Below are 12,310 nucleotides of genomic sequence, written 5' to 3' on the forward strand. Positions count from 1 at the left end.
AGCAACACAAGCATGACTGCAATATCCGATCGCACAGACGCGACCACGAAGACCGCCACCGACAAGCCGGTCACGAAACCGCGGCCGGGGGCCCTGGCCGCCTCCGGCCGGCCGGCCGTGCGCCCGCCCGCCGCAGCGCACCTGTCCGACGAGCAGGTGGCAGAGCTCGGCCGGGAACTGGACGCCATCAAGGACGAGATCCTGGCCAAGCGCGGCGCCTCCGACGCTGCCTACATCCGCCGGGTGATCAAGATCCAGCGCGGGCTGGAGATCGCCGGCAGGGCGGCGCTGCTGATGGGCCGCAACAAGGCCGCTTGGGTCACCGGCACCAGCCTGCTCAGCCTCGCCAAGATCCTGGAAAACATGGAGATCGGCCACAACATCCTCCACGGCCAGTGGGACTGGATGCGCGATCCGGACATCCACTCCACCACGTGGGAATGGGACTTCGTCACCCCGGCGCGGTCCTGGCAGCACACCCATAACGACCTGCACCACCGCTGGACAAACGTGGTGGGCAAGGACAACGACGTCGGATACAACCTGCTGCGCATGGACGAGGACCAGCCCTGGACCCCGCGCGCCCTGGGCAACCCGCTGTACAACGCCATCCTCGCCCCCATTTTCGAATGGGGCATCGCGGTCTACGACCTGGAAATCGTCGACTACAAGGAGGGCAAGAAGAGCAAGGAGGCCATGGTCCGGGACCTCAAGGCCCTCGGCGTCAAGGCTCTCAAGCAGTTCACCAAGGACTACGCTGCCACCCCGGCCGTGGCCATGCTGACCGGCTCGGGAAAGCAGGCCCTCTACGGCACGCTCACCGCCAACGCCGTGCGAAACGTCTGGGCCCACGCTGTGATCTTCTGTGGCCACTTCCCCGAGGGGACGGACACGTTCACGGAGGAAATGGTGGAGGGCGAGACCCGCGGCGACTGGTACGTCCGGCAGATGATCGGCTCAGCCAACATTTCCGGCTCCAAGTTCATGCACATCATGACCGGAAACCTGTCCCACCAGATCGAGCACCACCTGTTCCCGGACCTGCCGTCCAACAGGTACGGGGAGGTGGCGCCGAAGGTGCAGGAAATCTGCCGGCGCTACGGCCTGCCGTACACCACCGGGCCGCTGCTGAAGCAGGTGGGATCCTCGTGGGCGAAGGTCTTCAAGCTCGCGCTGCCGGGGAAGAAGGCCTAGCAGACTGCAGGAACCCCGAGCGCCGGGCGGCGTTCTCTGGCAGAGTATGACCATGCTCACTGTTATCGGCGAGGGCCTCGTTGACGTGGTCCAGCGCAGCTCCGGAATCGAAGCCCATGTGGGCGGCAGCCCGCTCAACGTCGCCGTCGGGCTGGCCCGCCTGGGGCACCCCGTGCAGTTCGTCGGCCGGTACGGCCGGGACGCGTACGGGGAGTCGGTGGCCGCCCACCTGAGGGCGAGTTCCGTCATGCTCCCGCAGGGCCCGGACGGGCTGCCCACCAGTGTGGCCACCGCGCTGGTGGACGACGACGGCGCCGCCACCTACACGTTCGACCTCGCCTGGGAGCTCCCCGGACTGCGGGAACGGCTGCCCTTCATGCTGCAGGCCAACACGCTGCTGCACACAGGCTCCATTGCCACCATGCTGGCGCCCGGCGCCGCGGAGGTGCTGGCCGCCGTCGAATATGCCCACCCGGCGTCGACCATCAGTTTTGACCCCAACTGCCGCCCCAGCATCATCACGGACGCCGATTACGCCCGCCGGCAGGCGGAAAAGTTCGTGACCCTCTCCGACATCGTCAAGGCCTCCGACGAGGACCTCGCCTGGCTGTATCCCGGAGTGGACCCGCTGGAGTCCGCGCGCCGCTGGCTGACGCTTGGCGGGGCGGAAGGGCCGGCCATGGTGGTGGTGACGCGCGGCGCGGCCGGGCCCTGGGGGATTACCGCCGCGGGCGAGGCCGAGTTTGCCGCGCCCCGCGTGGAGGTGGCGGACACCGTGGGCGCAGGGGATTCCTTCATGGCCGCGCTGCTGTCCGGCGTGGTGGACCGGGGCCTGAACGGCGCCCAGAACCGGGCGGACCTGCGGGCACTCCCGGTCGGGGGGCTCACGGCGCTCCTGGCCCACGCCACCCGCGCCGCGGCCGTGACAGTCTCCCGTGCCGGTGCGAATCCGCCCACCCGGGCGGAGCTGAACCGGGTCGAAGCAGGCGCCGAAGCAGCAGCCGAAGAATCCGAAGTTCCCACCACCTGAGGAGCAGCCATGACAGCGCCGGGTCCGTTTTCACACCTGCCGGATGTTCCCGTGTTCGGGCTCACCAGCCGGTCCTTCGAGGATGGCGGGATCCTGCCGCCGCCGCAGCGCAGCGGCAGGATGCATGCCGGCGGCGCGGACGAGTCCCCGCAGCTGAGCTGGAGCGGGGCTCCGGACGGGACCAGGAGCTACACCGTGACCGTGTTCGATCCGGACGCGCCGGGCGCCGGCGGGTTCTGGCATTGGGCGGTCCTCAACATCCCCGCAGACACCACCTCCCTGGCGGAGGGCGCCGGGGCCGAGGGCGGCCCGCAGCTCCCGCCCGGCGCGACGCAGCTGAAGAACGACGCCGGCTTCCGCGGTTACGTGGGGGCGGCCCCGCCGCCGGGGCACGGCCAGCACCGTTACGTCGTCACCGTCTACGCACTGGACGTCGAGGAGCTGCCGGGCGGCGCAGGGGCGAAGCCTGCGGGGCTGGGTTCCGAACTTGCCCGTCACCTGCTGGGCACGGCCACCCTCACGGGTGTTTACCAGCGTTAGGGCGCCCGCGGCGGGCTCCGCCGAATAGAACTATTGACAGGACAAACTCGTGCTCCTATCCTCAATTTATGGAGCGCTCCAAGCGCTCGGTCACATCCCTCTTATCCGGCCGGAAAGATGCAGCGGTGTGTTCCCCTAATCATCTGGACGCGATCGAAGGAGATCACCAGTGAAGAAGTTTTTTTGGCGCCGCGCAGCGGTCGCCGCGGTTGCAATCCCGATGCTGGCTTTGACGGCATGTTCGAGCCAGGGCGGAAGAGCGCCGGAAGCCAACAGCGGAGGTGGCGGGGGCCAGGCCGTCTCCACTCCGCGCATGAAGATTGCGCTGATTACTCACGCTCCGGCCGGGGACACCTTCTGGGACACCGTCCGGAAGGGCGCCGAGGAGGCCGCGGCCAAGGACAACGTGGAGCTCCTCTACACGAACGACCCCGAAGCCGGCCGGCAGGCGCAGCTGATCCAGCAGGCCGTTGACCAGAAGGTGGACGGAATCGCCGTCACGCTGGCCACGCCCGGCGCGCTGAAGGATTCCCTCAAGAAAGCCTCTGACGCCGGCATCCCCATCGTGAGCCTGAATGCCGGTGAGGACGTCTCCAAGCAGCTCGGGGCGTTTACGCACTTCGGTTCCAACGAGCAACTCGCCGGCCAGGCGGTGGGCGAGAAACTGGCGGCCGAGAACTTCAAGCACCCCATCTGCGTGATCCAGGCGCAGGGGCACGTGGGGCTGGAAGCCCGCTGCGCCGGCGTGAAGTCCAAGGTTCCGGGAACCGAGATCCTGTACGTGAACGGCGCCGACATGACGTCCGTCGAATCTACGGCAACCGCCAAGCTGCAGGCAGCCAAGGACGCAGACGTCATCGTTGGACTGGGTGCCCCGATCACGCTGACCCTCCTGAAGTCCGTGGCCACCGCGGGCAGCTCGGCAAAGGTCGCATCCTTTGACCTGAACAAGGACCTCGCCCAGAAGATCGCCGACGGCACCGTGCTGTTTACTGTCGACCAGCAGCCCTGGCTCCAGGGCTACGGGTCCGTGGACGCCCTGTGGCAGGTCAAGCGGGGCGGCTTCAAGCTCGGCGGCGGGCAGCCCGTGCTCACCGGGCCCACCATCGTCGACAAGTCCAACGCGGCAGACGTCGTGAAGTTCGCCGACCAGGGCATCCGCTAGCCGCCGCTGGTTGAGCTGGTCGAAACCGCCGCTGGTTGAGCTTGTCGAAACCTCAGCCAGCGGCGTCGGCCAATCAGCGGTCCGCGACGAGGTGCCACGGGGGAGAGGTGAGGTCCGCCACCGGCCACGGCCACGGCGCGCGTGTCCTGCAGCGCCGGCCGCGACGCCGTGACGATCTTCATGTCGGCACCGCCGAAGTCAATGTACGGGCCAATGAGTTCGGGCTGGCCGGACGCGAGGGGCCGCTCGTACCAGGTCATCTCCGTGTAGTCGTAGTAATCGATCGACGCGGGATTCAGATGGTGCGGGATGAACACCAGCTTCCCGCCCACCAGGCTCCACCACTGGTGCCACGCGCCGGCGTCGGCGAACAAGCCCGGGGTGACGGACACCCCGGCGCTGTCCACCAGGCCCGCCTGCCCCGTGACGATGTCCTCGACGACCGGCCGGAGGGACTCCAGCTTGGTCCGGCATCCGCCTGGCGAAGCCTGTGCGGCTCCGTGCTTGCAGAAAGGCGCTGGGCGAGCTTCCGGGGGCGCCGTACGTCCTGCTCGTCGGAGCGTTTGGACGCCAGGCGGGCTGCCGAGCCCGCCGTCGCGGCGGCGAGGTCGATGAGGTCGCGCAGGTCGTCGCTCTTGTGCCGGCGCACCCGCTGGGCGATCTCCGCCTCCCGCACCGGGAGCACCCCCGCCACGTAGCTTCCGCCGCCGCCGCCCGCGGCGGGTGCCTAGAAGTCCCTTGCTTCGCAGTGCCGCCAGCGACTGGCGGGGTGAGGGGCGAGACGCCGAGGTGCTCGGCCATCACCGATTCCGGCGGAAGCCGCTCGCCCGGGTTGAGCAGCCCCATGCCGATGGCGCTCTCGAACTGCAGGGCCACCTGCTCGGCGCGGCCGGAGACGTCCTGGCCATGGGTCCGGACCTGTGCTGTCATGCCTTTGGTTTCCTCGGCCATGAACAGGCAGACGAAGAATCCGACGGCGGTCAGGACTGCCGCGACAAGCATGGTGGGACCGATGCCCCAGTAGGCGAGGCCGAACGGCAGCGCGAACGTTCCGAGGGCCGCGCCGATGCGGCTCACGGCGGTGGTGATGCCCACGGCGCTGGCACGGACGTGGGTCGGGAAAATCTCGCTGGGGTACGCCCACTCAAGGATGCTGGGCCCGCCGGAGAACAGTGCGTAGGCCACGAAGCAGCCCACAATGATGGCAGCGGGAGCCGACGGGAAGAGACCCAGGACGAAGAGGGGGAGGGCCATCAGGACGAAGCACCAGATGATGAGCGGCCGGCGGCCCCAGGACTCGATCAGTTTAAGTGCCGGGATGCAGCCGGCCAGGAAGACCATATCGATAATCACGGAACCGAGGTTGGAGAGGTTGCCCTCACCCATGCCGAACGCCGACAGGATCGTGGGGCCAAAGGTGAAGATGGCGAACAGGGGACCAACCTGCAGGGCGTAGAAGGAGCTGCAGAAGATGATGCGCTTGAGGTAGGGCCGGCGCAGCAGCACTCGGAGATCCACCTTCTTCTTGCCCACTGCAGCGTCATCAGCCGTTTCAAAGACCACGTGGTCGACGTTCAGCTGGTCCGAGAGGGCGGCACGAAGTGCCAGCTTGGCGTCGGCCTTGCGTCCGTTGTGCAGCAGCCAGCGCGGGGACTCCGGTGTCCCCAGTCGCATGAGCATGACGACGGTGCCCAGTACGGCGGCGGTGAGCAGGATCCAGCGCCAGGAGCCGGCACCGAATGCTTCGAAGATGACGAAGCCGACGAGGGATGCCAGGGCTGCACCGATGAACCAGCCAACCTGAAGGACGCCAAGCATCTGCCCGCGGCGCTTTTCTCCCCGCCCACGGAGCGTCCGGCGCGTTGTACCTGCATCACAGGAAGCCTGCCGGCTGACTGCCGGCAGGCTTCCTGTGTGTGCCCGTATCGCGGGTCTTGCGGCTAGGGGCTGACCAGCGAGGCGGCCAGGGCTGCGTCTGCTTCCTTGAGAACCTTCGAAGCCACTTCCAGGCCCTCGATGCGGCCCAGTTCGACGTCTTCGTGTTCGATGTTGACGAGCATGTCGGGGTCCACGTCGTGGAGGGCGCGCAGGAACTCGGTCCAGTACGCGGTGTCGTGGCCCTTGCCGAGGGCGACGAAGTCCCAGGCGGCGGGCTTGGGCCATTCGTTGGCCCACTCGTCGCCGCCGAGGTTGGTCCGGTTCTCTTCCGGGGACAGGCGGCGGAAGCGGTTGTCCAGGACGCCGTAGACCGCAGCGGTGTCCTTGTTGACTCGCACATCCTTGGCCGCTGCGTGGAACACCAGCGGGCCGAGTTCGCGGACGACTGCGACCGGGTCCATCTGCTGCCAGAACAGGTGGGAGGCGTCGAGTTCCACGCCGACGTGGGTGGCGCCGGTCAGTTCGACGAGCCTGTACACGTCGGCGGGGTTGAAGACGAGGTTCTGCGGGTGCAGTTCCAGGGCGACCTTGACGTCGAGGTCGGCGGCGAGCCTGTCGGTTTCCTTCCAGAACTTGGCGGCGACGCCCCACTGGTAGTCCAGGACGTCCAGTGCGGCGGAGTTCCAGGCGTTGACGATCCAGTTCGGCACTGTGGCACCGGGTTCCCCGCCGGGCAGGCCGGACATGGTGACCACACGGTTTTGTCCGAGCCGGTGGGCCAGTCGGACGGAGCGGCGGACGTCCTCGGCGTGCTTGTCACCGATCGCGGGGTTGGGGTGCAGCGGGTTGCCGTTGCAGTTCAGTCCCGCGATGGAGACCCCGGTGCCTTCGAAGACCGCCAGGTAGTCATCGCGGGCGGCGTCACTCTCGAGGATCTCGTCGAAGGTGGGGACGTGCACCGCCGGGAGGAACCCGCCGGAGTTGATTTCGATGCCAGTCAGGCCCAGGTCGGCGACGACCTTCAGCGCTTCGGGCAGCGGGCGGTCATGCAGGATCGCGTTGTAGACGCCGAGCTTCATAGCGTGATCTTCTTTCCGTCGTTCAGGGCTGATTCGGTGACCGCGGCGAGCAGTTCCATGTTGCGGACCCCTTCGTCGAAGGTGGCGCAGCGCGGCAGGGATTCCGCTTCGCTGAGGCCGGCGACCTCTTCGAGGAACGCGCGGGACTGGTAGGCGAAAGCGTCGTTCTGGCCGAAGCCGACCTCGGGGGCGTCCATGGCCAGGCCGCCGGCGATGTACGGGTGGCCCGGGCCAAGGATGACCTGGCGGTAGCCGTTTTCGTGGCCGGAGCCGTCGTTGAGGAACAGTTGGATCTCCGCCGGGCGGCGCTGGTCGAATTTGGCCGAGCCGTTCTCGCAGAAGACCTCGAAGTTGAGGCTGTTCGCGTGCCCGGCGGCAACGCGGGACACCTCGAAGCTGCCCGAGCCGTTTTCGAACTCGGCGGAGAAGGCTGCATAGTCGTCGTTCTCCACGGCCTCGAAGGTGTCGCTGACGGCGGCGTGGTCGTGCCCCATGACGGCGCCCAGCGGCAGGGGCCGCTTGTCAATGGCCGTGCTGAGGCGGCCGCCGCTGATGGATTTGATGTCGCCGCAGAGGAATTCGGAGACATAGGCCAGGTGGCTTCCGACGTCGGCCAGCGCACCTGAGCCGGGGCCGCCCTTGTAGCGCCAGCTCATGGGGGCCTCCGGGCTGAAGCCGTAGTCAGTCCAGTAGCGGCCGCTGAAGTGCAGCACCTTGCCCAGCGTTCCGTTCCGGATGAGGTCGCGGATGTAGGCGATGCCCGGGGTGCGGCGGAAGGTGAACCCGATGCGGGCGATCGAGGAAGCGTTGCGGGCTGCGTCGGCCATGGCCCGCGCGTCTTCCAGGGTGTCGCTCAGCGGCTTCTCGCACAGCACGTGCTTGCCGGCGGCGAGGAGGCCCTCCACCACTTCCCGGTGGAGTGAGTTGGCGATGACAACACTGACGACGTCGATGTCATCGGCTTCAGCGATGGCCTGCCAAGAGGTGTCGTTGCGCTCGTAACCGAAGCGCCGGGCGGCGAGGGAGCCGAACTCCGGGTTCACATCTCCGATGGAGACCAGCCGGATGGGTGGCAGGACGGGGTTGTAGAGGGCGGACGCGGTGCGGAAGGCGGCAGCGTGAGCCTTGCCGGCCATGCCCGCCCCGATGACGGCTACGCCGAGATCTTTGGGCATTGGTTTTCTCCTTTGAAACGGGCTTTGCGGGACTCAGCCGCTGTGACGTGTGACGCAAAATGGAGCGCTCCATAAATACGATAGGGCTGTGACTTTGTCCTGTCAATATCCCAATGGTCCACCGATGGGTGACAATTGCAGAGTGACCCAGGAGACCGGCAAGCGCCCCAACATTTATGACGTTGCCTCCGCGGCCGGGGTATCGAAATCCCTGGTCTCGTTGGTCCTGCGCGGTGCGCCCGGCGTGTCAGCTGCGCGACGCGCCGCCGTTGAGGAAGCCATCGTACGGCTGAACTACCGCCCCAGCCGGGCGGCGGCGACCCTTGCCGGAAACCGGTCCCGGACCATCGGCGTCGTACTGGATGACTACCGGAACCTCTGGTTCGTCGGCCTGCTGGGCGGGCTGCACGATGAACTCGCCCCTCTCGGCTTCCGGGTTGCCGTCGCCGACCCGTCCTTCAATGCCCACCTGGACCGGACGCCGGTGGACGGTCTCATGTCTTTGCGGGTGGACGGCATTGTGATCGCCACTGAGCCCACGGAGGAGATGTTCGCCGCAGTTGACGTTCCCGCGGTGGTGGCGGGCAACCGTGACCTCGTTGTCCCGGGGGCGGACATTGTGGCCAATGATGACGAGGCGGGCGGCCGCCTGGCCACCGAGCACCTGATTGGCCTGGGGCACAGGAAGATCGGGCATGTGACCGGCGGGGGCGGCGCCGCCCGTCTTCGGGCGCAGGGGTTTGAGGCCGTGATGCGCGAACACGGGCTTTCTCCGGACGTCGCGCAGGGCCACGGCCTGACGATGGAGCCGGACGGCTACGAGGGCGCCCTGAAGCTGCTGGACCGCAACCCGGCGCTTACCGCGATTTTTGCCGCCAATGACGTGATGGCGATGGGGGTGGCCGCGGCGGCGCGGGACCGGGGACGGCGGGTTCCGGAGGATCTGTCCCTGATCGGCTACGACAATTCACCGCTCGCCTCGGCGAACCTGCTGCGCCTGACCACCATCGACGGCCGCAACGGCGAGGTGGGTGCAGGAGCTGCAAAGGCCCTGCTGGAGCGCATGAAGGATCCGGACCTGCCCGTCCAGACGAAGCTCGTGGACCCGGAGCTGGTGGTCCGGGGCTCGACGGCGCCCCCTGCCTGAAATGCCCAGGCGAGGGACCGCCGTCGTTCGTGTGGTTAGAGCGCGCCCTGCGCGCTGGTGCCCGCCGGGATGGCGGCCAGCCGGGTAACCTCCACCGGTTCCGCCAGGAGCCCCTCGAGCGAGGCGTTCAGGCGCTTGACGGCGTCGCCGGCACCGTGGGCATCGAGGAGTTCGGCGCTTTCCCACTTTTCGATCATGACGACCTGGCCGTTCGGGGCTTCGTGGATGGCGTACAGAATGCAGCCCGGCTCCTCGTGCACCTCCGCGATGGCGGGGGAGAGCGCGGAGACGACGTCATCGAAGGCACCTTCCTTGGGCGTGAACACGGCGGTGACAACTACGGTCATGGGTTTTCCTTTTCCTTATCTGGTTGCGGACTTGCTGGTGGCGGAGCGGGCAGGGGCCGCGCAGCTGCTACGCGGCACGAAGTCGGCCTTGACCTCGATGGTCCTGGCGCCCGCAGGGAGCCGGCCCTGCATCCGTCCGAGGACGAGCTCGAGGGAATGCACGGCCAGCATGCCGATCGGCTGCCGGATCACGCTGAGCGGCGGACTGGTCAGTTCCGTCCATGGATTGTCGTCAAAGACGATCACCGAGAGGTCGTCGGGGATCCGGACGCCCATCTGGACGAGGCGCCGGACTGAGCTTTGCACCTGCGCGGTGTTGGCGACGATCAGTCCCGTGGGGGGCTCCGGGAGTGCCAGAAGCGATCCGACGGCGTCGCCCCCGCCGTCTCCGCGGAAGGGAACGTCCCGGACCAGTATGGGATCGATGTTTATTGAAGCGCTTTCGAGGGCGGCCCGGTAGCCGCCGATCCGCGAACGCCCGGTGGAAGTGCTGGCGGGTCCGGTGACCAGGCCGATCCGCTCGTGGCCGAGCGCGATGAGGTGGTCGGTAGCGCGCCGGGCCGAATCGGAGTTTTCGATGCTGACGACATCGACGTCGCCAAGCTCCGCAATGGCGCGGTCAACAAAAACCACGTTGACTCCGAGGTCCCGCAGGCGGTCCCATTTCTCGATGTTTCCGCCTGTTGGTGTGGCAATGACGCCGCCCACAGAACGGTCCAGGAGCGTATCGAGGGATTCCGCCTCAAGGTGCGGGTCCTCCTGGGTGGTCATGACGACCACCTGCACGCCGTGGCTGCGGGCCTCCCAGACCACGCGGTCCGCCAGCTGGGCGAAGAACGGGTTGGCAAGGTCCGTGACCACCAGGCCGACGGTAAGTGCGTGGCCGGCACTGAGTTCCCGAGCCGCAGCGCGGGGACGGTATCCGAGGTCGCTGATGACGCTGAGCACCTGTTCGCGCTTGGCCGGCGCCACGGGGCCGGAGTCCGGATTCAGTACCCGCGACACCACGGACACCGAGACCCCCGCCGCTGCCGCCACATCGCGGATAGTGGGCGCCTTCTTCAATGCTCCTCCTTGCGGCCGGTGGGGTTCACCGACATCTGTTGACACAGCTTAACACTGACTGGTACAAAAGTGGAACCGGTTCCACTTCGGTAACCCAGATCACAACATCTGCTAACCCAGATCACAACATCTGCTAACCCAGATCACAACGTCTGCTAACCCAGATCACAAACAATGCGACGAAGAGGTTGCTCCACCACCAAGGTGGACGGCCATCTCTCTTCGGTCAGACATCAAACAGAGAGATCCCCATGAACCTTCACAAGCTTCTTAGCGACCGCGAGAACCAGGGCCGCCCGATCCGCGTCGGTCTCATCGGCGCCGGCCGCTATGGCACCATGTACCTCGCCCAGGCGAACAACATCCCGGGCATCCATGTTGTAGCCATCGCTGACATCAATGTGAAGCGGGCGGAAGGCGCGTTCGAGCTGGTCGGCTGGCCCCAGCACCAGATCGCCCCGGACATCGCCACCGCGCTGGAGAACCGCTCCACCACCATCGTGGCAAACGCTGACGAGCTGTTCGATGTCGACATCGACGTCATCGTTGAGGCCACCGGCAATCCGATCGTCGGTGTGAAGCACGCGCTGCGGGCGATCGAAACCAAGAAGCACATCATCATGGTCACGGTCGAGGCGGACGCACTGGCCGGGCCGGCGCTGGCCAAGCGCGCGGAGGAGGCCGGCGTCGTCTATTCCATGGCGTACGGTGACCAGCCCGCCCTCATTATGGAACTTGTGGATTGGGCCCGGACCAGCGGCTTCGACGTGGTCTGCGCGGGCAAGGGCGCCAAGTACCTTGAGCACTACCACGAGATGAACCCGGACAACGTGTGGGAAAACTGGGAGTTCTCCAAGGAGCTCACCGACTCCGGCCAGTTGAACCCCTACATGCACACCTCCTTCCGGGACGGCACCAAGGCATCCATCGAGATGGCCGCCGTCGCCAACGGCGCAGGCCTCACGCCGTCGGACTCCGGACTGACCTTCACCCCGGGTGACGTGGAAGAGATCGCCACCATCTGCCGCCCGGCCGACGTCGGGGGTGCCCTGGCGCACGAGGGAAGTGTGGACGTCATGTCCAGCGTCAACCGTGACGGCAGTTGGATCAGCCACAACACCCAGGAGGGCGTCTTCGTTGTGGTCAAGGCAACGAACGGCTACGTCTCCGGCTGCTTCAACGAATACCCCTGGCACCCGGACCCCACCGGCCAGTACGCGGCCCTGTACCGCCCGTACCACTACGTGGGCCTCGAACTGAACATGTCCATCGCCAACGCAGCCCTCCGCGGCATCGCCACCGGCTCGCCCGTCGGCTTCTTCGGCGACGTCGTTGCCACCGCCAAGAAGGACCTGAAGGCCGGCGAATTCCTCGACGGCGAGGGCGGCTTCACCGTCTGGGGCAAGCTCGTCTCGGCCAAGCACTCCGTGGAAATCGGCGCCCTGCCGGTAGCCCTGGCGCACCACGTCGAGCTGCGCACCGACATCGCCAAGGGTGCCACCGTCCGCTGGGAAGACGTCATCATGGACGAGTCGCTTTCCCAGGCCCTCGAGCTGCGCCGCGAAACCGAGGCGCTCGTCACCGAAGCCGCGCTGACCACTTAATTCACACGAATCCCGTTTCCCGGGCGCGCTGCGAACCCCAAGCTTCCCGTGCCCGGGAACAAGACTCCTTCCAATGAAGAAAGGCA

The 12,310-nt window shown here is 67.0% G+C and carries 11 protein-coding genes; 6 read left to right on the plus strand and 5 right to left on the minus strand.

The genetic code is table 11. The features are described 5' to 3' along the window. Positions 1-12 precede the first annotated feature (12 nt). The 4 genes from ABRP34_RS15390 to ABRP34_RS15405 all read left to right on the plus strand — a co-directional run bounded on the left by ABRP34_RS15390 (position 13) and on the right by ABRP34_RS15405 (position 3,929). Positions 13-1,194, plus strand: a complete 1,182-nt coding sequence (locus ABRP34_RS15390) for an acyl-CoA desaturase (RefSeq protein ID WP_003802894.1) — start codon at positions 13-15, stop codon at positions 1,192-1,194. 52 nt (positions 1,195-1,246) lie between these two features. Continuing rightward, the gene (locus tag ABRP34_RS15395) at positions 1,247-2,224 is read left to right on the plus strand and encodes a carbohydrate kinase (RefSeq protein WP_353710859.1); all 978 of its coding nucleotides are present in this window, start codon (positions 1,247-1,249) and stop codon (positions 2,222-2,224) included. A 9-nt stretch (positions 2,225-2,233) separates the two neighbouring features. Then, entirely contained in the window at positions 2,234-2,764 is a 531-nt protein-coding gene (locus ABRP34_RS15400) for a YbhB/YbcL family Raf kinase inhibitor-like protein (RefSeq protein WP_353710860.1), read from the plus strand. Between the two features lie 169 nt (positions 2,765-2,933). Next, positions 2,934-3,929: a substrate-binding domain-containing protein gene (locus tag ABRP34_RS15405; RefSeq protein WP_003802902.1), complete on the plus strand. Its 996-nt coding sequence runs from the start codon at positions 2,934-2,936 to the stop codon at positions 3,927-3,929. Positions 3,930-4,127: 198 nt separating this feature from the next. Here ABRP34_RS15405 and ABRP34_RS15410 read toward each other — a convergent pair whose 3' ends face one another. From ABRP34_RS15410 to ABRP34_RS15420, 3 genes are all read right to left on the minus strand, one after another. Next, the gene (locus ABRP34_RS15410) at positions 4,128-5,747 is read right to left on the minus strand and encodes an MFS transporter (RefSeq protein WP_353710861.1); all 1,620 of its coding nucleotides are present in this window, start codon (positions 5,745-5,747) and stop codon (positions 4,128-4,130) included. Positions 5,748-5,869: 122 nt separating this feature from the next. Then, positions 5,870-6,886 carry a sugar phosphate isomerase/epimerase gene (locus ABRP34_RS15415; protein WP_353710862.1) on the minus strand — a complete coding sequence of 339 codons (1,017 nt, stop codon included), beginning with the start codon at positions 6,884-6,886 and terminating at the stop codon, positions 5,870-5,872. Next, complete coding sequence (locus ABRP34_RS15420; RefSeq protein WP_353710863.1) at positions 6,883-8,061, minus strand: Gfo/Idh/MocA family oxidoreductase; 1,179 nt, start codon at positions 8,059-8,061, stop codon at positions 6,883-6,885. Before ABRP34_RS15420 ends, ABRP34_RS15415 begins: the two co-directional genes overlap by 4 nt. 142 nt (positions 8,062-8,203) lie before the next feature. On the opposite strand from ABRP34_RS15420, the gene ABRP34_RS15425 reads away from it, so the two are divergent. Next, entirely contained in the window at positions 8,204-9,208 is a 1,005-nt protein-coding gene (locus tag ABRP34_RS15425; protein ID WP_353710864.1) for a LacI family DNA-binding transcriptional regulator, read from the plus strand. A 35-nt stretch (positions 9,209-9,243) separates the two neighbouring features. On the opposite strand, the gene ABRP34_RS15430 is transcribed toward ABRP34_RS15425, so the two are convergent. After that, on the minus strand, positions 9,244-9,555 hold the full coding sequence (locus ABRP34_RS15430; RefSeq protein ID WP_353710865.1) for a putative quinol monooxygenase: 312 nt from the start codon (positions 9,553-9,555) through the stop codon (positions 9,244-9,246). 15 nt (positions 9,556-9,570) lie between these two features. Continuing rightward, positions 9,571-10,620 (minus strand): LacI family DNA-binding transcriptional regulator, encoded by a 1,050-nt coding sequence (locus tag ABRP34_RS15435; RefSeq protein WP_353710866.1) that lies wholly within the window; start codon positions 10,618-10,620, stop codon positions 9,571-9,573. 251 nt (positions 10,621-10,871) lie between these two features. Between ABRP34_RS15435 and ABRP34_RS15440 the strand changes: the two genes are divergently transcribed. Next, the gene (locus tag ABRP34_RS15440; protein ID WP_353710867.1) at positions 10,872-12,224 is read left to right on the plus strand and encodes a Gfo/Idh/MocA family oxidoreductase; all 1,353 of its coding nucleotides are present in this window, start codon (positions 10,872-10,874) and stop codon (positions 12,222-12,224) included. The last annotated feature ends 86 nt before the right edge of the window (positions 12,225-12,310 follow it).

Origin of the sequence: Arthrobacter sp. K5 (assembly GCF_040448525.1) — a bacterium.
Lineage (GTDB): Bacteria > Actinomycetota > Actinomycetes > Actinomycetales > Micrococcaceae > Arthrobacter > Arthrobacter globiformis.